The organism is Chromohalobacter sp. 296-RDG, from assembly GCF_029889885.1.
Taxonomy (GTDB): Bacteria; Pseudomonadota; Gammaproteobacteria; order Pseudomonadales; family Halomonadaceae; genus Chromohalobacter.
In genome coordinates this window covers 1-21,082 of the sequence record NZ_JARANY010000045.1, presented here as the reverse complement: position 1 = coordinate 21,082, position 21,082 = coordinate 1, and the positions used below count along the sequence as shown (strand labels likewise).

General features: G+C 59.5%; 16 protein-coding genes and 1 pseudogene. 12 read left to right on the top strand and 5 right to left on the bottom strand.

The features are described 5' to 3' along the window. Window positions 1–1,388, top strand: a 1,388-nt coding sequence (locus OP495_RS13335; protein WP_280569899.1) for an alkaline phosphatase, incomplete at its 5' end; no start/stop codon positions are given. Between the two features lie 44 nt (window positions 1,389–1,432). Here the strand turns inward: OP495_RS13335 and OP495_RS13330 are convergent. Continuing rightward, window positions 1,433–2,422, bottom strand: coding sequence for a TerC/Alx family metal homeostasis membrane protein (locus OP495_RS13330; protein ID WP_280569896.1), 990 nt, complete (start codon window positions 2,420–2,422; stop codon window positions 1,433–1,435). 321 nt (window positions 2,423–2,743) lie between these two features. Continuing rightward, the gene (locus OP495_RS13325; protein WP_280569894.1) at window positions 2,744–3,343 is read right to left on the bottom strand and encodes a LysE family translocator; all 600 of its coding nucleotides are present in this window, start codon (window positions 3,341–3,343) and stop codon (window positions 2,744–2,746) included. Window positions 3,344–3,442: 99 nt separating this feature from the next. On the opposite strand from OP495_RS13325, the gene OP495_RS13320 reads away from it, so the two are divergent. Further along, window positions 3,443–4,837 carry a PLP-dependent aminotransferase family protein gene (locus OP495_RS13320; RefSeq protein ID WP_280569891.1) on the top strand — a complete coding sequence of 465 codons (1,395 nt, stop codon included), beginning with the start codon at window positions 3,443–3,445 and terminating at the stop codon, window positions 4,835–4,837. Between the two features lie 171 nt (window positions 4,838–5,008). Here the strand turns inward: OP495_RS13320 and OP495_RS13315 are convergent, their stop codons facing one another. After that, window positions 5,009–7,102, bottom strand: a complete 2,094-nt coding sequence (locus OP495_RS13315) for a methyl-accepting chemotaxis protein (RefSeq protein ID WP_280561733.1) — start codon at window positions 7,100–7,102, stop codon at window positions 5,009–5,011. A gap of 391 nt (window positions 7,103–7,493) precedes the next feature. Between OP495_RS13315 and OP495_RS13310 the strand changes: the two genes are divergently transcribed. The 4 genes from OP495_RS13310 to OP495_RS13295 all read left to right on the top strand — a co-directional run bounded on the left by OP495_RS13310 (window position 7,494) and on the right by OP495_RS13295 (window position 10,734). Continuing rightward, entirely contained in the window at window positions 7,494–8,096 is a 603-nt protein-coding gene (locus OP495_RS13310; protein WP_280569889.1) for a sigma-70 family RNA polymerase sigma factor, read from the top strand. Continuing rightward, complete coding sequence (locus OP495_RS13305; protein WP_280569887.1) at window positions 8,093–8,857, top strand: anti-sigma factor; 765 nt, start codon at window positions 8,093–8,095, stop codon at window positions 8,855–8,857. The genes OP495_RS13310 and OP495_RS13305 overlap by 4 nt, the downstream gene beginning before the upstream one ends. Before the next feature lie 110 nt (window positions 8,858–8,967). Next, window positions 8,968–9,399, top strand: a complete 432-nt coding sequence (locus tag OP495_RS13300; protein WP_280569885.1) for a hypothetical protein — start codon at window positions 8,968–8,970, stop codon at window positions 9,397–9,399. A 441-nt stretch (window positions 9,400–9,840) separates the two neighbouring features. Continuing rightward, entirely contained in the window at window positions 9,841–10,734 is an 894-nt protein-coding gene (locus OP495_RS13295; protein ID WP_280569884.1) for a DMT family transporter, read from the top strand. A gap of 57 nt (window positions 10,735–10,791) precedes the next feature. Here OP495_RS13295 and OP495_RS13290 read toward each other — a convergent pair. Then, window positions 10,792–11,151, bottom strand: a pseudogene (locus tag OP495_RS13290) (alcohol dehydrogenase catalytic domain-containing protein); the annotation flags it as partial. Window positions 11,152–11,247: 96 nt separating this feature from the next. On the opposite strand from OP495_RS13290, the gene OP495_RS13285 reads away from it, so the two are divergent. From OP495_RS13285 to OP495_RS13260, 6 genes are all read left to right on the top strand, one after another. After that, window positions 11,248–12,267 carry an IS30 family transposase gene (locus OP495_RS13285; protein ID WP_280561739.1) on the top strand — a complete coding sequence of 340 codons (1,020 nt, stop codon included), beginning with the start codon at window positions 11,248–11,250 and terminating at the stop codon, window positions 12,265–12,267. Window positions 12,268–12,596: 329 nt separating this feature from the next. Beyond that, window positions 12,597–15,026 (top strand): DEAD/DEAH box helicase family protein, encoded by a 2,430-nt coding sequence (locus OP495_RS13280; RefSeq protein ID WP_280561740.1) that lies wholly within the window; start codon window positions 12,597–12,599, stop codon window positions 15,024–15,026. A gap of 79 nt (window positions 15,027–15,105) precedes the next feature. Continuing rightward, window positions 15,106–16,584, top strand: coding sequence for a class I SAM-dependent DNA methyltransferase (locus OP495_RS13275; RefSeq protein WP_280561741.1), 1,479 nt, complete (start codon window positions 15,106–15,108; stop codon window positions 16,582–16,584). Beyond that, on the top strand, window positions 16,581–18,218 hold the full coding sequence (locus OP495_RS13270; RefSeq protein ID WP_280569882.1) for a restriction endonuclease subunit S: 1,638 nt from the start codon (window positions 16,581–16,583) through the stop codon (window positions 18,216–18,218). The genes OP495_RS13275 and OP495_RS13270 overlap by 4 nt, the downstream gene beginning before the upstream one ends. Then, window positions 18,218–19,228, top strand: a complete 1,011-nt coding sequence (locus tag OP495_RS13265; protein ID WP_280561743.1) for an Abi family protein — start codon at window positions 18,218–18,220, stop codon at window positions 19,226–19,228. Before OP495_RS13270 ends, OP495_RS13265 begins: the two co-directional genes overlap by 1 nt. A gap of 126 nt (window positions 19,229–19,354) precedes the next feature. Then, on the top strand, window positions 19,355–20,470 hold the full coding sequence (locus OP495_RS13260; protein ID WP_280561744.1) for an endonuclease NucS domain-containing protein: 1,116 nt from the start codon (window positions 19,355–19,357) through the stop codon (window positions 20,468–20,470). Between the two features lie 230 nt (window positions 20,471–20,700). On the opposite strand, the gene OP495_RS13255 is transcribed toward OP495_RS13260, so the two are convergent. Beyond that, the coding region (locus tag OP495_RS13255; protein WP_280569880.1) for a tripartite tricarboxylate transporter permease at window positions 20,701–21,082 on the bottom strand (382 nt) is incomplete at its 5' end.

Below are 21,082 nucleotides of genomic sequence, written 5' to 3'. Positions count from 1 at the left end.
TGCTGGCACTGGCCTGTGCGCTGGGCGATACGATCACCCAGGAGATCCAGGGCCGGCCACTCAACCTCTATCTCGATCCCTCGCAGGTACCGATCCTGCTGGAGTTGTTGCGCGACAACCTAGGCCTACCGATCAGTATCGCACTGGTGACCGCGACGCTCCTGGCGCTGCTGGCTATCGGCCTGGGCTTGGGGCATCTGCTGGCGAGCCTACCGCGCCACGGCGCACCTCGCCGCTGTGCCTGGGGCACGCTGATACTCGGCGCGGGGCTGGCGCTGCTCGTCTTATGGCGCGACGCGGCCCCCGTCGGCACACCCGGCATCACGCTGCTCACCGACCAGGCCACCCGCGCCTACGAGACCCGCGCCTCGCTGCGCGATTTCGACGCACGCCTGTCGACACGTGAATCCCCGCTCGATGCGCCGGGCGGTCAGCCCTTGCCCGCACTTGAAGGGCACGACGTTATTCTGGCGTTCGTGGAATCCTATGGCATGGCCGCACTCGAACGTGAGCCTTTTGCCGGGCCGGTGAACGCCCGACTCGATGCCATGGCCGAGGCCTTCGCACAAGCCGGGCTCAGCGTGGCCAGCGGCCGGCTCGTATCGCCCACGCTTGGCGGGCAGTCACGACTGGCGCATGCCAGCGTACTCAGCGGATTATGGGTCGACTCCACATTGCGCTACGACCTCTTCCTCGAAAGCCCTCGAGCCACCTTGATCGACGACTTGGAGCGTACAGGGCATACCAGTGTCGCCATGATGCCGGCGATCTATCGCGACTGGCCGGCAGGACGGCGACTCGGTTACGACGAGATTCACGACGACGCACGGCTCGACTATCGCGGCCCGCGCCTGGGCTGGGTGACGATACCCGATCAGTTCGTCTGGCATCGCCTGCGCCAGGTACGCCGCGAGCATAGTGAGCCGCTGTTCGCCGAGCTGGCTCTGATTAGCAGCCACGCGCCTTGGGTACCGGTGATCGAGCCGCTGCCCTGGGACGAACTCGACGACGGCCAAGCCTTCGCGCGCTGGGAAGGTGAAGGCAGCGACTTCCTCGAGCTTTGGGGAGACAACGCCGGCATGCAGCAACGCTACGGCCCGGCGCTGGCCTATTCGCTGTCGGTCGCGAGGGAATACGCCGAGCGTTACGTGAACGACGAGACCCTACTGATCCTGCTCGGCGATCATCAGGCCGCACCAGGTATGCTAGGTGTTACGCCCAGCCGCGAGGTCCCCGTCCACATCATCAGTGGCGATCGCGCACTGATCGAACCGCTACTCGAGCACGGATTCCAACGCGGCATGCAACCACCCCAGGACACGTCCGCGCGCTCGATGGACGAGCTGCGCGGCTTACTGCATACCCTATATGGGTACGACGACACCTGACGCCGCCTTTCTGTTATAGGCGGTGTCAGGCAAAAGCGGTAGCGTTAAGCACGGGCCCGGTCACGGCGGTCCTTGAGCAAGCTCGCCACGCCAGTGATCACCAGCGTGCCAATGATGATGGTCATCGACAGCCAGATGGGGATCTCGGGAATCGCTTCGATGGGATGACCACCGTTGATGAACGGCAGCGTATTCTCGTGCAGTGCCTCGAGAACCAGTTTGACGCCGATGAAGCCCAGGATCACCGACAGTCCAAGCCCCAGATAGACCAGGCGTGACAGCAAGCCTCCCAGCAGGAAGTAAAGCTGCAACAATCCCAGCAACGCGAAAGCGTTAGCCGTGAAGACGATATACGGCTCACGCGTCAGTCCATAGATGGCGGGAATGGAATCCAGCGCGAACACAAGATCGGTGAAACCCAACGCCACAATCACCATGAAAAGCGGCGTGACCAGGCGCGTGCCATCGACCTTCGTGATCAGGCGTTGGCCGTGATATTCCTTGGTGATAGGCAGCCAGCGCTGCGCCAGACGCACCGCCAGATTGGGGCGGTATTCCTCTTCTTCATCACTGTCTTCGAAGCTTTCCTTACCCAACTTGTAGGCCGTCCATAGCAGGAAGGCGCCGAAGATATAGAACACCCAACTGAACTGATGGATTGCCGCCGCGCCCACGGCAATGAAGACCCCGCGCATGACCAGGGCGAGGACGATACCGATCAACAGCGCTTTCTGCTGATGGATACGCGGCACCGCGAACTTGCTCATGATGATCACGAACACGAACAGATTATCCACCGATAAGCTTTTCTCGGTGATGAAGCCGGCAAAATATTCCGCGCCGTGCTGTGCGCCCCACACCCACCAGAGCCCTGCGCCGAATACTATGGCCAAGGCGATATACACGCACGACCACGCGGCCGATTCCTTGAAGCTCGGTTCGTGCGGCTTACGGACATGAGAGACGAAATCGAAAACGAACAGCGCAATGATGCCAGCCACAGTGGCCAGCCATACCCACAGGGGGACGTACATAGGTTTACCTCCGGTCAACGGTCAACGTTGCCGAAGGTCTCTCCCGCTCGGTATGAGTTCCGAGCCGCTGTCACCGGGGCGTTGCGCCCGTGCTGACGATGACAACGCGAACTGACGGGCCGGGCGGCCCGCGTCGGGAATACTCCCCTTCCGCTGCGGCGCATTGTGGGGCGGCGCGCGTCGTAACGCAACGTTTATCGTCACGGCGCGCGCCTTTCTCCCTACGTGAGAAACCGGCGGTTTTCGGCTGAGGCACACTCAAACCACGCATCAGCGTGCGTGTGCGTCGCTCGGCAAAGTGACCGGTGAGTTGCTTAGTCTTCAACCGAGGATGAAGATCACGCAGGCGGCAGTGAGCGCCCCCATGGTCCCATTGAACACTCTCCAGGCGCGTGGCCCCTTGAGCCAGCGGCCAATGGCCGTGCCAAAGCCCGCCCAAAGCGCGATGCAAGGAAATCCCACGAGTTCAGCGAAACCCGCCAATACGAGCGCATTGACGACGGTGTTGCCGTCCTCGGGCAGGAAACTCGCCATTAACGTCAATCCCATTACCCAAGCCTTGGGATTGGCGAATTGGAAGGCGGCTGCTTGCCAAAAGCTGAGCGGTCGTCCTTCGCTCGCATCGAAGGAGGGTGGCGGCGCCGTTGCAATCCCCCAGGCCAGATACAGGAGATAAAGGCTGCCGATGACGCGCAGCAACGTCTGCATCAGCGGGAAACGCTCGAATACGACACCCAACCCCAGGGCCAACGACGAAAACAACAAAAAGCAGCCACCTATGATACCCAATAGATGCGGCAAGGTACGTCGAAAGCCGTAATTGGCCCCAGACGCGGTGAGCATCATGTTGTTGGGGCCTGGCGTGATGGTCATAGCGATCATGAACAGGGCGGCAGGCCCGAGGAGAGCCAAGGTTTCCATCTTAATTGTACCCCTACAATTTTTCATAATTGGTTTCAATTCACCGACTATTTCGAGCATAATGGGTACAATAAAGGCGTCAAAGGTTTTATTGTCACCATGACAATTTGGACACCCGAGCTGCCTGAAGGCGGCCCACGCTACCGGCGTATCGCCGAGGCCATTGCCAAGGGAATTGAACTTGGCGAACTCACCCCCGGTGATAAGCTACCGCCCCAGCGCCAGTTGGCCGATAGACTAGGCGTCACCATCGGTACCATCACCCGCGCCTACGCCACGGCCCACCACCAGGGCTGGTTAGACTCTCGAGTTGGCAGCGGTACCTATGTGCGCCAATCGATCGAGGAAGCTCCTACCAGCTTCCGCGCCGGTGAGCCTCTCGATCGAGGCATGATCGACATGGGCATGAGTCTGCCGCCGCCCCACCCATCAAGAGCCCAAGGCCTGCAACGCGCGCTTGAGCACATCACCGCCTCACCCGGCGCCCTCCAGGTCGCCACGGAATATCAACCCGAGGCCGGTAACGAGACTCAGCGGGCGCGAATCGCCGCCTGGCAAGGTAGTCTCGGTTTCCCCGACGACCCGAGTCGGCTGGTGATTACGCAAGGTGGTCAGCACGGCATCCAGCTCGCCCTGCAGGTACTCTCCCAACCAGGTGACCTGGTGGCGGGGGATGCCCTTACGTATCCAGGGTTCATCTCCGCCGCCCAGCAGGCCCATCTACGATTGATGGCAGTGCCAATGGACGCCAACGGCCTGGACGTCGATGCCCTCGCCCGGTTGTGCGCTCGACAACCACCGCGTGTTCTCTACACCACTCCAGACCTCAACAATCCGACAGGGGCCCAGCTCGATGAAACACGCCGCGAGCAGCTGGTGGCCTTGGCGCGCGAGCACGACATCTGGCTGATTGAAGACGCCGTGCAATACCTGCCTTTAGCCAACCGTGGCACGCCGCTCGTCACGCTGGCCCCGGAGCGCACGTTGCACATCTTCAGCACCTCCAAGGTACTGACCGGTGGGCTACGCATTGGCAGTCTTACAGTGCCAGAACGCCTCCTGGAACGCCTCGGAACGGCGATCCGCGCTCAGAGCTGGATGACGCCACCCCTGATGGTGGAAACGGCCTGTCATTGGATGGAGGATCCTGGCAGTCGAGAACTATTGCATTGGCAGATCGATGAGCTTGCCGCCCGCCGCGAACTAGTGCTGGAGCACTTGGCCACCTATGAACCGCTAAGCCACGAGGGGTCGTCGATAGTATGGTTACCACTGCCGTCAGGGCGGCGCAGCAGCGAGTTGCAGATCCTGCTAGCACGACGTGGCGTCAAGGTCTCCACCCCAGAGCCATTCTGCATGGGAAGCGAACCAGCGCCTCAAGCTCTACGGCTGTGCCTAGGACCGCCCGTCGACCGTGAATCGCTAGCGCAAGCACTAACGATCATCGACGAGGTCCTCGCAGAACCCCAGACATCTCCCTGGCAGACTCTTTAAGCCCATGTTTTAAATACCAACATGTTTCAAGTACCAACATGTTTCAAGTACCAAGCAACGGCTGATCATCTAGAGCGCTTATCGCTCGCCCAAGCACAGCCATCCAACCGAACCACAAAAAACCGCCGGTCGATCCGGCGGTTTCTGGTCGTGGCATATTGTCGTGATGCGTCAGCTCGTGCGGGAAGCACTCGGCAAGGCGGCGGGTTCGCTCGCACCCTGGTCACGCTCGCGCAGAGTGAAGGCGCCGACGGTCTCGGCGAGGCGCTGTGACTGGGCCTTGAGCTCGGCGGCGGCAGTGGCGCTTTCCTCGACCATGGCGGCGTTCTGCTGCGTCATGTTGTCCAGATCGGTAACCGCCACGTTGACCTGGCCGATACCGTCACGCTGTTCGCTGGTCGCGGCGCTGATCTCGTTGAGCACATCCGTGACGCGCGTCACGCCATCGACGATCTCATTCATCGCCGTGCCTGCGCTACGCGCCAGTTCGGCACCGCTCTGAGTCTTGCTCGAAGCATTGTCGATCAACGACTTGATCTCACGCGCCGCCTCGGCACTGCGCGTGGCGAGCTGGCGCACCTCGCTGGCGACCACTGCGAAGCCACGCCCTTCCTCGCCGGCACGCGCCGCCTCCACGGAAGCGTTCAGGGCCAGCAGATTGGTCTGGAAGGCGATGCCATCCATGGTGGTGACGATCTCGGCGACTTGCTGCGAAGCCGTTTCGATCTCGTCCATGGTCTTGACCACGTCTCCAACGACCTCGCCACCGCGCGTCGCTGACTGACTGGCCGATTCGGCCAGGGCGCTGGCCTGACTCGCCGAGTCCGCAGTATGCGAGACGGTACTGGTCAATTCCTCCATCGAAGCCGAGGTTTCCTGCAAGCTGGAGGCAGTAGTATCCGTGCGGCCGGCGAGATCCTGGCTCGCCGAGGCGATCTCCGAGGACGCCACTCGGACCGAATCGCTGCTGTCGCGGACATCCAGCAGCACATCGTTCATCTTGTCGGCGAAGGCGTTGAATTGCGTGGCCAGCTCGGCGATCTCGTTACGCCCGCGCACCGGCAAACGCTGGGTCAGGTCGCCGCCGCCGGAGGCGATATCGCGCATGCGCCCGGCCAATTGGCGCAACGGCCGCGACAGGCTGCCGCCCAGCAACCAACTCACCACCAACCCCAGCATCGCGATGACCGCACCCACCGCGATCATGCCCATCATATCGGCCTGGCGCTGATCCTCGAGAGCCGCCTGAAGGTTATCGGCACCCGCCATGACCACATCGGCCGGTAGACGAATCATCACCTTCCACGGCTCGCTGCCTTCCATCAGTTGGAACGGCCAGTACAGCTCGATCATCTCGCCCGAAGCGTCGCGTACCGGATCGCCCGCGCTGACACGCTCCAGCTTCGCGCTAATGGCCTCATCGAAGACAGCCTCGGCTTGCTTGCCCGCCGTCTCGCCATGCCCGGTATAGGCGGTCACGCCACCGCGCGGCGCGATCAGCGCCATTTCTCCGGCACCGTTAAATAGCGTCCGATTAGCCTCATTCAACAGGGTCTGGATAAAGTCTACCGACAGATCGACACCAGCGCTGCCCCGGAACTCGCCATCGACCATTACCGGCACGTTGAACGAGGTCACCATTAAGGTCTTGCCGTTGTAATCGTACGGCGCGGGATCGATGACACAGGGCGCCTGGGTCTCGCGTGGGCATAGATAGTATTCGCCCTCGCGCACGCCGCTGTCCTGAAGCGTCTCGCTTTCCATTGTCTCGCCGAGAGGCAGCACCTCGATATCACCATCCTCGGTGCGATACCACCACGGCATGAAGCGGCCATTGGAGCCATAGCCTGCGTCTTCACGGCCCGTGTAATCGCTGTCATTACCGAAGGCGTTGGGCTCCCAACCGATGAAAGCATCCAACAGATCGGAGTTTTCCGCCACCGTGTCACGGACGACGTTCGACAGCTCCTCGCGGGTCAGCGAGACGCCCTCATCCTCGCCCATCAGCTCATTGAGCGAGGCCAGGTTACGCGCCTGACCCAGTGCCTGATTCAGGCGGGTCTTGATCCGCTCGGCCTGGGTCGAGGCCACGGCATCCAGACGCTGTTCGATGTTCTGCTCGAGCAACTCACGGGTCTGTTGGTCGACGACCTCCGCCGAGCGAGAATTAGCAAAGGTCGCATAGCCGACCAAGGCCACCACCAGCACCACGATGCAAGCCCCGACGAGCGTCGCGACCAGGGTGCGAATCGACTTGAAATGCATGCTCACACCTCCCGCCGTGACGGCTCGTTGGGGAAACATGCAAAAGGCAACGACGCCGATACGGCACCGCCTACCACGTGGTAGCACATGGGCAAGCAAGACAACATGGAAACGATCTCGTTTAGGATAGGATTCGAACGGGAAGGAGCATGGCACCGATGCCCTATGCCATACGTATCGACACATTACGCGTAAACTTTAAGGCAGAGCGTGAGGCACCCTGTACCCACTGAGCCTGCCGGCTATGGAGCCGGGCCTACACCGCCTCGATCAAGAGTCGCACAGCCCTTGCTTGTCATAGCGTCGGGGGTTTTGCACACTGCCTCGCGTTGGCGCCGATGCAAGACGCACCGCTGGCAGCATGCCCAACGACGACAACAGGGAATGTGGTATGTCCAATGCCTCCAGGCTCTCCGCGACCCCGCAAGACGACAGCTCGTCCACGTCCTCCGCGTCCGGAGACCGCCTGCACGACCTGCTCCTACGTGTCACCCAGAGTGACCGCCGGGCCTTCGCCCAACTCTACGAGGCCACCTCGGCGAAACTCTACGGCACGGTGCTACGTATCTTGAAGGAACAGGGGCGGACGGACGACGTCGTCCAGGAGGCGTATGTCACGATCTGGCAGAAAGCGACACAATTCGAAGCCGAGCGAGCCTCGCCGATTGCCTGGATGGTGGCCATCGCCCGCCATGCCGCCATCGACGAGCTGCGCCGCCAGCCCCGAGCACCACACGAGTCGGAAGATACGCTGTCGCACATGGCCGCCGACACGCCCAGTGCCCGCGAACACATCGAATATGAGCAGGACGCCCGGCGGTTGCACGCCTGCCTGGAGGAGCTCGAGACCGACCGGCAGGACATGGTGCGCCTTGCGTATCTGGACGGCTGGTCACGCGCCGACCTGGCGACGTATTTCGAACAACCGGTGAATACCGTCAAGACCTGGCTCCATCGAGCCTTGAAGCAACTCAAGGGATGTCTGGCACCATGACCGATCACGACGATATCGACATGCTGGCTGCCGAATACGTGCTAGGCCCCCTCGAGGCCGACGAACGCGCCGAGGTGGCACAACGGCGAGAGCACGACACCGACCTGGACGCTCGCATTCACGCCTGGGAAGCCCGTCTCGCCCCGCTCGGTGACGAAGTCCGGACGGTCGCTCCGGGGCCGGACCTGCTGGCAAGGATCGAGCGTCGCCTCGACGAGCTCGAGACGACTTCTCGAACAAAACCTGAGCCGGAAGCCGACGCAAGCGGTACAGCGCAGCTAATCGTACTGCGCCGCCGCCTGGGATTCTGGCGCGGAAGCACCGCCCTGGCGACGGCCGCGGCGCTGGTGCTAGCCGTGCTTCTGCTCGCGCCCCTCGGTGAATCGCCGCAAGAACCACCCTTCGTGGCCGTATTCCAGCAGGACGACCAGCAGCCCGCCTTCATGCTTTCCGTCGACCTCGACAGCCGCCGGCTCGACGTACGACCGGTGACGGCCAAGCCGCTACCGGACCGCACCTACCAGCTATGGATCAAGGCCGACTCGCTCGGGCCCAAGCCCCGCTCGGTGGGCGTGTTGAACGACGACTTGAGCCTGCCGGCCGACGCCCTCAGCGACTACGACTCCGACCTGCTCAAGCAGGCCACCTTCGGCATCAGCATCGAACCACCGGGCGGCTCTCCCACCGGCCAGCCGACGGGCCGCGCGATTCACGGCTACCTCTATCCCACCGATCGGGACGCGGTATCGCATCACTTGTGATTTTTTTCGCACCGAGGTGAAACCTTGTGCGCGCTCTCCTCGTAACTAGAAGCACGCCCATCCAACTACTTCGCAACGATGGGGCGTGCTCGGAACTCAAGGAGAGAATGATGATGACCAAATTCATGGCAAGCGCATTCGTATCCGCCACCCTGCTCGCCGGCGCCTCCCTGGCCCAGGCGGAAATGCACGGTGACATGCACCCACAGGTCTGGGCCGACGATCAGTCCGTCTCCGGCGGCACGGTCATCGCGGAAAAGGTCACGGCGGACAGCAACGGCTGGCTGGTGGTCCACCGCACCGACGAGAGCATGAAGCCAGGCCCCGTGGTCGGTCACGCCCCGCTCAAGGAAGGCGAAAACATGGACGTCACCGCGCTGCTGACTGAAGACGTCAGTGCCGGCGATCACCTGATGCTGATGGTCCACAGCGAAGAAGGCGGCATGGAGCCCGGCGTGTTCGAGTACACCCTCGGCGCCCAGAAAGACGGCCCCATCAAGATGGACGGTGAGCTGGTCACCAAGACCATCACCGCGCAGTAACCGTTCTCCGGCATGCCGAGAAACGGAAGGGGCCTGCGGGCCCCTTTTTCATACCTCGCGTCGCCAGGGATTGCGCCCTCTCCTTCCAAGCCGTAACTCCGCGCCCTCATGGGTAAGCACTTTCATCACCCTTTGCTCCCTAGGGCTCGCCAGAGTCTCGACACGGCCTCTCACACAATAGAGGACACTGGGGACAGACAGACCACGTGAAGTACAGGCTTCGCCCTTGCCCGTGTCGCGCGAACCTTTAGACGCGGCGTGACAAGAACAGTCCCATAGACTCCGGCAAATACCATAGCAGGCACTACACCAACGACTTCTTGCGTCTTCCACCACCTGTACCGGATTGGATGGGTGATTTCGATACCGACTAGTTGTTGGCTGTATTAGCATGCCGCCTATCAGATGAGCATGTTATCTCCACGACCGGGAGTACACTGGATGTCTTTCTCATTTAACGATCACGGGCGCGGCCTGCTCCTAGTCACTATCGGCGTTACTGTCCTAAGCATCGACAGCCTGCTGGTTCGCCTGGCAGCTACCGACGGCTGGAACATCATCTTCTGGCGAGGCGGCCTGATGGGGTTATCGCTCGGCTTGCTGTGTCTGAGAGGACATCGGTTGACGACCTTGCGCGGCCACCTCGGTAAGTCATTGGCTTCCGCGCTACTGTTAGCCGTGATGTCTTGCCTATTCGTGCTCGCTGTCATGAATACCAAAGTGGCGAATGTCGTCGTCATCCTGAGTTCTGCACCGCTTTTTGCTGCCTTTTTCACGCGGTGTTTCCTGCTTGAGCCAGTGGCGTTGCGCACCTGGTTAGCAATCGCGTTGGCCATGTTAGGGATGCTACTAGTCTTCTTTGGCTCCCTCAGTGGAGAAGGGTTTGTCGGCGATATCTATGCGCTGATTGCGGCGGCGGCTATCGGTGGCAACCTGACCCTGTTACGCCGTTATCCCCATATCGACAGGATTCCGCCTATTGCCATCGGCGGAGGTATATCGGCAGTGGTGGCCTTGCCGATGGCGACGCCACTGGCACTCGCCCCGCAAAGCTATGGCGTTCTCGCCCTGATGGGGCTATTGCAGATGCCACTGGCCACTGCATTGATCAATAGTGCGACGCGTTATCTGCCTTCGACGGAGGTGGCTCTTTTCTATCTGGTGGAAACCTTGCTGGGCACTTTATGGGCCTGGTGGTGGCTGGGTGAACAACCTCCACACGCCACCCTCTTCGGCGGTTCGTTGATCCTGCTGACCCTCTTCGTCAACGCCTGGCTTGGTTTGCGTTCTTCGGGTACTGGATGCGTCCGACGATATGGCGTAGGCAGCGAATGAGATGGCGTAGCGCTGACCAGGCCGCTCGCCGATGCTGTTGTTGGCGGCATGCGGAATGCGCACGATCTCGGCCTGGGTACCATCGATCGTATGACCGAGAATCCACCCGTCATCGCGGCAATGCGCATACATGTCCTGCTTAAAGTAATCGCAGTGCCCGCACGACGTGATGCAAGAGATCAGGACCGCGAGGCCACTGACGCCCCCGCCGACCTCCTCGATCACCCCGATACCCTCATGCCCCAGAGTACGGCCCGACGTCACCGCCGGCACATCGCCCTTGAGGATGTGCAGGTCGGTGCCGCAAATGGTGGTATGCGTCACCCACACGACGGCATCCGTGGGTTGCTCGATTGCGGGCCGCTCCCTCTCCTTCCAGGCCCGCTGCCCCACTCCCTCATAGACAAGCGCTTTCATGTCGACCTCCACGGATCACGCCCACCGCGACTCGGCAGGCACTCGGCGGACTCAATGAACAAGTGCAACACCTGAACCATCAGGTACGTTATCCCCATGACTCATTGCTACTGCCACCTTACCGCTGAAGAACGTGCCACTATCATGCTGATGCGTGGCGCTTACTCGATACGTGCCATCGCACAGCACCTTGGGCGCGCTGTCAGTACCATTTCTCGGGGGCTGGCTCGACATACGGTACCCACGCAACCAGGCGACGACGCTAGCCTCGCGGGCTTCAGAGCAACACTGTCGCGGCGTCTACCACGGCGACCATCAAAGCTGCGTCCTGGGACACCATTATGCGACCTGGTGACCTATCTGTTACGTAAGTACTGGTCGCCCAAGCAAATCGCCCTCACACGGAAGCGTATGTACCCAGATGACGCGACACGCCAAGTCTCACACGAATCTATCTACAACGCGCTCTATGTGATGCCACGAGGCTCGCTGAAAAAGGAGCTCATTGCTTGCCTTCGGCAGGGCAAGGGGAAGAGACGTCCACGTAGTCGTGGTAAGGATCGCCGCCATCAGATCCCAGACCTGGTCAGTATTCATCTTCGGCCACCCGAGATCGAAGATCGACTCATGCCGGGGCATTGGGAAGGAGACCTCATCATGGGAGCCAGCAATCGATCTGCTGTGTGGACCTTGGTAGAACGTACGACACGGTTCCTGATCCTGGTCAAAATGGATAGCACCACGGCAACGGACGCCGTGGTCGGCTTTAGTGACAAGCTGAACCGTGTGCCACGCGCTTTGCGGCTGTCGATGACCTATGACCAGGGGAGCGAGATGGTCAAGCATGCGACAATCACACAGCGCACAGGGACGGCCATCTACTTCGCCGATCCACACAGCCCATGGCAGCGAGGGTCGAATGAGGATACCAACGGCCTGCTTCGACAGTATCTACCCAAGGGCACAGATCTATCGGTTTACACCCAAGAGGAACTCGACGAGATGGCAGATTCACTCAACACGAGGCCTCGAGAGGCCTTGGATGCGAAGACGCCATTGGAAGTGTATGCGGAAATTCTCAAGAAGTCGGTGTCCGAACCTTCAACACACCAATAGTGTTGCGCTTGGAGTTTGAATCCGCCCAAATTGCCGTTCTGCTTTCCTCATTCACCACAACAACACACTGTGCTCTCATGATCGCTCATGCTATCGAGTACAGCGTCGGTGACCACCTTCCCCAGCGAGGCGTTGCTTCTCGAAATCATGGGCTTGCCGGCGTCCACCTCGCTGACGTAGGTCCTGCCTTCTCCAAGCAGCCGGCCCATACAGGCACTAGACGAATGCCCCTTGAGAGTGATGCCCACGCACCATGCGTATCTGCTCAGTTTCACGTAACCTAGCGTAAAAATTTATAAGTAATCTATGAACGCAGCAGGGAAGCCGCTATGACCAAGCAAGCTTTCAGCGAACGGGATATCTGTACCAAGTTCATCACACCGGCCATCCAGCAGGCGGGGTGGAATCTTCATACCCAGGTTCGCGAAGAGTACCCGGTCAGTGACGGCCGCATCATCGTGCGGGGCCGCATGCATCACCGCTCACACCCACGTCGAGCGGACTACGTGCTGTGTTTTCAGAAGAACCAGCCCATCGCTGTCATCGAGGCCAAGGATGCCAGCCATAGCCTGGCCCATGGCATGCAACAGGCGCAGGCCTACGCGGAAAAGCTCGATGTGCCTTTCGCCATCAGCTCCAATGGCAGCGGCTTTCTGTTCAGCGACCCGCACCGTCTGGTGTTCGATCAGGCCGAGACCGAGCTGGCGCTTGATCAACTACCGGGGCCGGATACCCTCTGGCACGGGTATCGCCGCTGGAAAGGCCTAAATGAAGAGACGCGCCCAGTCATCGAACAGCCCTTCTTCAATGACGGCAGCGGCCGTGCACCCCGTTACTACCAAGCGGTGGCTATCAATCGCACGGTTGAGGCCATCGCCAAAGGGCAGAATCGTCTGCTGCTGGTAATGGCCACAGGCACCGGTAAGACTTACACCGCTTTCCAGTTGATCTGGCGGCTATGGAAGGCCGGCCGCAAGCAGCGCATCTTGTTCCTCGCCGACCGCAACGCCCTGGTTGACCAAACCAAGAGAGGCGATTTCAAGCCCTTTGGCCAGGCGATGACCAAGATCACCAAGCGCCAGATCGAGAAATCACACGAGATCTACCTCTCGCTGTACCAAGCCGTTACCGGCAGCGAAGAAGAACAGAACATCTACAAGCAGTTCTCGCCGGACTTCTTCGATCTGGTCGTAATCGACGAGTGCCACCGAGGCAGTGCCGCCGAAGACTCCGCCTGGCGCGCCATCCTGGACTACTTCAGCGGCGCTACCCATATCGGGCTGACCGCGACGCCCAAGGAAACCACCGAGGTTTCCAACATCCACTACTTCGGCGAGCCCATCTACACCTACTCGCTCAAGCAGGGCATCGACGACGGCTACCTGGCGCCCTACAAGGTGATTCGGGTCGACCTGGACCGCGACCTGCAAGGCTGGCGCCCCAGCGATGGTCAAACCGATATCCACGGCGAGCTGATCGAGGATCGCATCTACAATCTGCGCGACTTCGACCGCAACCTGATCCTGACCCAGCGCACCGAGCTGGTCGCGCGGACCATCACCGATTATCTGGCCCAGACCGACCCGATGCAGAAGACCATTGTGTTCTGCGAGAACATCGACCATGCCGAGCGAATGCGCCAGGCGCTGGTCAACCTCAACCCGAAGCAGGTCGCGAAGAACCGCAAGTACGTGATGCGCATCACTGGGGACGAGCTCGAGGGTAAGGCCGAGCTGGACCATTTTACCGATCCCGAGGAGCCCTACCCCGTCATCGCGGTGACCAGCAAGCTGATGACCACCGGTGTCGACGCCAAGACCTGCAAGTTGATCGTGCTCGACCAGCGCATTCAGTCAATGACCGAGTTCAAGCAGATCATCGGGCGCGGCACGCGCATCGACGCCGAGCACGACAAGTTCTGGTTCACCATTCTCGACTTCCGCAAGGCAACGGAGTTGTTCGCCGACCCCGCCTTCGATGGCGAGCCCGAGCAGGTCTATGTGCCCAGCGACGGCGATCCGCTGCTGCCCGATGACGATGCTTCTGAAGACGAGGGCGAAGACGACGCCCCGGAGGACGGCAGCGATTCACCGGACGGCAAATCAACGTCAGATCCTTATGATCCGCCACTGGGTGATGGCGACGACGGCACGGACGGCCTTGGCGAGCCTCCAAGCAAATATGTGGTCAATGATGTCAGCGTGGCCGTCATCGGGCGTCGTGTGCAGTACCTGGGACCGGATGGCAAGCTGATCACCGAAGAGCTTACCGACTACACCCGCAGGACGGTGCGCGCCCACTACGCCACCCTGAAAGACTTTCTGCGCCGCTGGGAAGCCAGCGAACGCAAGCAGGCCGTGCTGGATGAGTTGGCCGGTCAAGGCGTGTTCTGGGAAGAGCTCACCAGCGAAGTCGAGAAGACCCTTGGTGATACGCCGGATCCCTTCGATGCCATCGTGCACATCGTCTACGGCCACCCCGCGTTGACTCGCCGCCAGCGCGCGGCCAAGGCGCGCCAGTCGGATTACTTCGCGCGCTATGAGGGCCAGGCGCGCGCCGTACTGGATGCCCTGCTCGACAAATACGCCGATAGCGGCGTAGCCACCATCGAAGACACCAAGGTGCTGCAGGTGACGCCGCTGGACCGGCTTGGCACCACGGTGGAGTTGACCCAGGCCTTCGGCGGCAAAGCAGGCTATCGCGAGGCCGTGCGGGAGCTCGAAGAAACACTCTACGCCGATGCCGCTACAGCCGTCTGACCGGGCTAGGTACAATACGTCGCATTCTGCGCGCCAGCGGCTCCGCTGGCGCGCTTCTGGTTATTGAAACGGGATTCCCATGAGCATCAGCAGTACCATCAAGAGCATTCAAGACATCATGCGCAAGGACGTCGGTGTCGACGGCGATGCCCAGCGCATCGGCCAGCTGGTCTGGATGCTGTTTCTGAAGATCTACGATGACCGCGAACAGGAATGGGAAGTGGTCTACGACGACTACGTGAGCCCCATTCCCGAGCATTTACGCTGGAGTAATTGGGCCGCCAATCCGGAGGGCATCACCGGCGAGGCGTTGAAGGACTTTATCGACAACACCCTCTTCCCCGGTTTGCAGCAATTGGATGCCGGGAGCGATGCCCGCGCCGCCGTGATACGCAGCGTGTTCGAAGATGCCTACAACTACATGAAGTCCGGCCATCTGCTGCGCCAGGTGATCAACCGCATCCAGGACGGCATCGACTTCAACGCCTCCCAGCAGCGGCATGCCTTCGGCGACATGTACGAGCAGATCCTCAAGGATCTGCAGAGCGCCGGCAACGCCGGGGAATTCTACACCCCGCGCGCCGTGACGGAGTTCATGGTCAATCGCGTCGATCCCAAGCTTGCCGAGAGCGTAATGGACCCCGCCTGTGGTACCGGCGGCTTTCTCACCTGTGCCATCGAGCACAAGCGCAAGCATTACGTGCAGACGCCCGCCGACGAGCAGGCGCTGCAATACAGCCTCTATGGTTGGGAGAAGAAGCCACTGCCTCACTTGTTGGCTACCACCAACATGATCCTGCACGGCATCGAGGTACCCAGCCAGATTCGCCATGACAACACGCTGAACCGCCCCTACCGGGACTGGGGGCCGGGTGAGCGGGTCAATGTCATCGTCGCCAACCCACCGTTCGGCGGCACCGAGGAAGACGGCATCGAGAGCAACTTCCCGGCGGAATTCCGCACCCGCGAGACCGCCGACCTGTTCATGACGCTATTCATCCGCCTGCTGAAACCCGGCGGCCGCGCCGCCGTGGTGCTGCCGGACGGCTTTCTGTTCGGGGAGGGCATGAAAACCCGGCTTAAGGAAAAGCTGCTGAACGAGTGCAACTTGCACACCATCGTTCGCCTGCCCAATGGCGTGTTCAACCCGTATACCGGAATCAAGACCAACCTGCTGTTCTTCACCAAAGGCCAGCCCACCGAGAACATCTGGTACTACGAACACCCCTATCCCGAAGGCTACAAGAACTACAACAAGACGCGCCCAATGCGCTTCGAGGAGTTCGCGACCGAGATCGACTGGTGGGGCGACGAAGCCGACGGCTTCGCTAGCCGCCAGGAAACGGAGCAGGCCTGGAAGATCGGCATCGACGAGATCAAGGCGCGAAACTATAACCTGGATATCAAGAACCCCTGGCAAGGCGAAGAAGTCAGCCACGACCCGGACGAGCTGCTTGAGCAGTACGCCCAACAGCAGGCGGAAATTCAAGAACTCCGCGACCAGCTCAAGGCCATCCTCGGTACCGCCCTCACCCGAGATACGGAAGGCCAGGCATGAGTGCACATAAGCTGATCACCGACCACCTCGACCTCTGGACCAGCGCTGTTACCCACAAGAGCGGTACCGGGCGTGGCACATCGGGTAAGAACGGGAAAATCGAGCTGACCGGCATCAAAAAGCTGCGCGAGCTTATTCTGGAGCTCGCCGTGCGCGGCAAGCTTGCCCCTCAATCTCCTGAAGATACTTCTTTCAGTGAATTACTTCTCAGGCTCCGAAAAAACCATACGCCGCCTAAAACAAGGGGACGCCAAACGGTATCAGGCGAGATTGCGCCAGATGAGCAGCCTTTCAATATACCGAGGAGCTGGACGTGGACAAGGCTAGGTGAAATAGCTAAAAACCTCGATAGCCAGCGTAAGCCCATAACAAAATCGGCACGAAAAGATGGCCTATATCCATATTATGGTGCTTCTGGCATTGTAGACTATGTTGACGACTACCTATTTGACGAACCATTGGTACTAGTCGGTGAGGACGGTGCCAAGTGGGACAAGGGAGAAGGAACAGCCTTTCCGATTTCAGGCAAGACCTGGGTAAACAATCACGCCCATGTTTTAAGGCCAAACAGGAAAGCTATCGCCGATGAATACCTAGTTTATTTCCTAGCTGCCGCCGACTTAAACCAGTATATCACCGGGATGACCGTTCCTAAGCTGAATCAAGCTCGACTGTCATCTATACCAGTTGCCACACCGTGCATTGATGAACAACATCGCATCGTGGCCAAAGTCAACGAGCTAATGGCTCTCTGCGACCGGCTGGAGAAGCAAGTCGGCGATCAGCTAGACGCCCAAGAAGTGCTGGTCGACACCCTGCTCGATGCCCTCACCCGCTCCGCCGATGCTGCCGAGCTAGCCGAGAATTGGGCCCGCGTGGCCGAGCACTTCGATACCCTCTTCACTTCTGAGGCCAGCATCGACAAACTCAAGCAGACCATCCTCCAGCTGGCAGTGATGGGGCGACTGGTGGAGCAGGATCCTGATGATGAGCCAGCGATTCATCTTCTGAACCGATATGGTATCGAAGGAAAATCTTATTTTCTTTCTGGATGGACTGAAGTTACTTTGGGTAATCTTGGGGAAATTCTTGGTGGATCTACACCAACCAAGTCCAATGCAGGATTTTGGGAGGGAAATATCCCTTGGGTTTCTCCAAAAGACATGAAACTCTCTGTCATCCAAGATTCTCAAAAAAAAGTCACAGAACAGGCGCTGCAACAGACAACATTGAAAAAAGTGCCAAAAAATAGCCTTTTAATGGTTGTTCGAGGCATGATTTTGGCTCACTCTTTCCCGGTAGCGATCAGTGGGCGTGAAGTCACGATCAACCAAGACATGAAAGCCTTGGTCCCGCCGGAGGAAATCACCCTTTATCTTCTCTTGTACTTACAAGCGGAGAAACCCAAGCTGATCGAACTTGTAGACCGCTCTAGTCATGGTACTTGCAAGTTAGTTTCAGAGAAACTTTGGTCGTATACTGTTTACTTACCTCCGATTGAAGAGCAATCCCGTATCGTTCAAAAAGTCGACGAACTGATGGCTCTATGCGACCAGCTCAAAGCCCGCCTAGGCGAGGCCGGCGAGACCCGCGCCCAGCTCGCTGAAACGGTAGTGGAAAAGGCGGTGTCCTGATGGCTTACGACAAACCTTGGCTCAGTTACCTTGAACAGCTACAACAGCTTAAAGACCGAGGCCTGACAATAACCGATGAGCAGCGGGCTCTGGCCCACTTGCAGCGGATCGGCTACTACCGCCTGAGCGGTTATTGGTATGCTTTTCGCGAGCGCTCGGGGGCATGTTCTCCGTTGAGCAAAAACGGCAAGCCCATGCTCAAGAAAGGCAGAACGGACCACCTGATGCTGGATACGTTCAAGCCTGGCGCCACCTTCCAGCAAGCCGTAGACCTCTACGTGTTCGATAAGCGCCTGCGTCTGCTGGCACTGGACGGGCTTGAGCGTATCGAGGTCGGGCTGCGGGTGGATATTGCGCATACGCTGGGGCGGTTGGATCCATACGCCTACCTGAACCCTTCCCTGCTGCACGATGAATTCGCCCAAAAAATCGATCAGAAAACCGGACTGACGCCGCTGCATAAATGGCAGGAAAACCAGGCGAGGCTGATCAATCGCTCGAAGGAGACCTTCATCGAGCATCACAAGAAGAAATATGGCTTGCCCGTACCGATCTGGATTGCTAGCGAGATTTGGGATTTCGGAACGCTATCGCATCTGTTTGGTGGCATGCGCGAGCGCGAGCAGGACGCCATCGCCGCTCGATACGGAATCAGCAACGGTCGTGTCTTCGCTTCCTGGCTGCGCAGCCTTAATTATCTGCGCAACGTTTGTGCACATCACAGCCGTCTCTGGAACCGGAACATGGCCGACCAGCCTCGAAAACCCGCGCAGGTAGAAGTGCCGCTTTTCGAGCACGCCTGGCAGGACTCTCATGTCCAGGCGCGCCCATTTCTACTGTTCTGCATCGTTCAGCATTTGCTGATGACGACAAACCCTACCTCTACTTGGTGGCAGCGTCTAAGCGAGCTATTGGTTAGCTTTCCAGACCTGACGCCGACCGGGCTTAACCTCAAGGGAATGGGCATCATTGATGGCTGGCATGATTGGAAATGGAAAGAACGGCAATAAAAAACCCCTAAGCAGCGCTACTGCCGAGCAGTCGCACCGATAGGGGCCGTGTTGAAGCGTATCTTAATTGCTACCTTCTACGCGTGCAAAGGGTTTTATATAGCCAATTAGAATAAGTGAGCTAACATGGCGATCGAGCAAGGAATCTGGAAGCTGGCAGGCAGTACAGGTGAGCAGCCGCAGAAGCTGCGGCCCATGGGACTCGCCGACGAGGGGCAGCTGGAAGAGCAAATCATGCAGGATGTCTCGATCCTCAATCAGGACTGGCTGTTGATCGGGCGACAGGTGCGCACCGGCTTCGACAAGCTGATCGACCTGCTGGCCATCGACGCCAATGGCACGATGATCATCATCGAGCTCAAGCGCGACAAGACGCCCCGCGATGTGGTGGCCCAGGCCATCGACTATGCCTCCTGGGTAGTCACGCTGGCCGACTACCAGTTGATCGAGATCTACCAGGCCTTCGCCGAGCGCTATCAGCGCCCTCACACGACGCTCGAGGACGCCTTCGAGGCCAAGTTCGGCATTCCCCTGGATAGCGTCACGGTCAACGAGAACCATCAGTTGGTGGTCGTGGCGACTCAGCTCGACGCCAGCAGCGAGCGGATCATCAACTACCTCAACGAGTACGCTCAACTCTCGATCAACGCCATGTTCTTCGCCTCTTTTGAAGACCAGGGCAACCGCTATCTGAGTCGAGCCTGGATGATCGACCCGGACGAACCAATCCAGCCAGCGACTCGTAAGACACGCAAGGAGCCATGGAACGGCGAGTTCTATGCCTCTTTCGGGGATAATCGCCCTTGGGAGCTGGCACGCCACTATGGCTTTATCGCCGGCGGCGGCGCGGCCTGGTACTCGAAAACGCTCGCCATGCTGTCCGAAGGTGACCGCGTCTGGGTCAACATCCCCAAGACTGGCTATGTGGGCGTAGCCGAAGTGACCGGCGAGCGTTGCCGCGCCGATCAGTTCAGGGTGCAGACAGATCAAGGCAGTACACGACTTCAGGACATCACGACGGCCAACGATTATCCGCATCTGTACCGAGCTATCGATGCCGATGACGAGGAAGCTGCGGAATATCTCGTACCGGTACGTTGGGTGGCCTCGCTCCCAACTTCCCGGGCGTTCAGCGAAGTTGGTCTGTTCGGCAACCAGAACACCGTCTGCAAGCCGACGACGCCAAAATGGGATCATACCGTGGCACGGCTGAAGCAGGCCTGGAAAATCGACGAGTCGTAGTGAATCTCCAGGAAAGCCCATATGTCATTTGCGGACTTATGGGCACAGCCCCTCAAGATAGATCTTCCGAGTAGCTTTCGGCCAGCTTCTGGATGTTTTGATCCATATACTGCACATGACAGGAACCTGAGCGCCAGCTGCTGCCGCCAGCCGTTCCAGTGCGAACGACGCATACAAAAACGCCGCAATCGCCAGAAATAACGATTGCGGCGTTTTCATTCGGCAGCGGTTTAGCCAGACGTCGTGTTGAGCGTTTTTTCCCCAGGCTTGCGAATCACCATGAAGTAGAAGAAGACGGCTGTCAGGGCGATGAAGAACAGACTATCCGGGCTGGTCAGGAAGACCAGTGGGCTGCCGTCATTGATCGACAGTGCGCGACGACAGTATTCCTCCAGGCTCGGCCCGAGCACGAAGCCCAGCAGCAGACAGACAGTAGGATATTTCTGCTTGCGCAGGAAGTAGGCCAGCACGCCGAACACCAGCGCCAGGGCCATCTGGAAAGTCGAGTAGGTCGCGACATAGCTGCCCACCAGCGCCACCACAGCGATGCTCGAGTAGAGAAAGTCGCGACGAATCGACACGATCTTCAGGAAGTACGGCCCCAGCAGGAAG

Excerpts from the sequence above, each read along its gene's own strand:
- OP495_RS13330 (WP_280569896.1), bottom strand. The coding sequence starts at position 2,422 with ATGTACGTCCCCCTGTGGGTATGGCTGGCCACTGTGGCTGGCATCATT.
- OP495_RS13260 (WP_280561744.1), top strand. The coding sequence starts at position 19,355 with ATGGCGATCGAGCAAGGAATCTGGAAGCTGGCAGGCAGTACAGGTGAG.
- OP495_RS13285 (WP_280561739.1), top strand. The coding sequence starts at position 11,248 with ATGACTCATTGCTACTGCCACCTTACCGCTGAAGAACGTGCCACTATC.
- OP495_RS13295 (WP_280569884.1), top strand. The coding sequence starts at position 9,841 with ATGTCTTTCTCATTTAACGATCACGGGCGCGGCCTGCTCCTAGTCACT.
- OP495_RS13305 (WP_280569887.1), top strand. The coding sequence starts at position 8,093 with ATGACCGATCACGACGATATCGACATGCTGGCTGCCGAATACGTGCTA.
- OP495_RS13275 (WP_280561741.1), top strand. The coding sequence starts at position 15,106 with ATGAGCATCAGCAGTACCATCAAGAGCATTCAAGACATCATGCGCAAG.
- OP495_RS13310 (WP_280569889.1), top strand. The coding sequence starts at position 7,494 with ATGTCCAATGCCTCCAGGCTCTCCGCGACCCCGCAAGACGACAGCTCG.
- OP495_RS13270 (WP_280569882.1), top strand. The coding sequence starts at position 16,581 with ATGAGTGCACATAAGCTGATCACCGACCACCTCGACCTCTGGACCAGC.
- OP495_RS13265 (WP_280561743.1), top strand. The coding sequence starts at position 18,218 with ATGGCTTACGACAAACCTTGGCTCAGTTACCTTGAACAGCTACAACAG.
- OP495_RS13325 (WP_280569894.1), bottom strand. The coding sequence starts at position 3,343 with ATGGAAACCTTGGCTCTCCTCGGGCCTGCCGCCCTGTTCATGATCGCT.
- OP495_RS13280 (WP_280561740.1), top strand. The coding sequence starts at position 12,597 with ATGACCAAGCAAGCTTTCAGCGAACGGGATATCTGTACCAAGTTCATC.
- OP495_RS13320 (WP_280569891.1), top strand. The coding sequence starts at position 3,443 with ATGACAATTTGGACACCCGAGCTGCCTGAAGGCGGCCCACGCTACCGG.
- OP495_RS13300 (WP_280569885.1), top strand. The coding sequence starts at position 8,968 with ATGATGACCAAATTCATGGCAAGCGCATTCGTATCCGCCACCCTGCTC.
- OP495_RS13315 (WP_280561733.1), bottom strand. The coding sequence starts at position 7,102 with ATGCATTTCAAGTCGATTCGCACCCTGGTCGCGACGCTCGTCGGGGCT.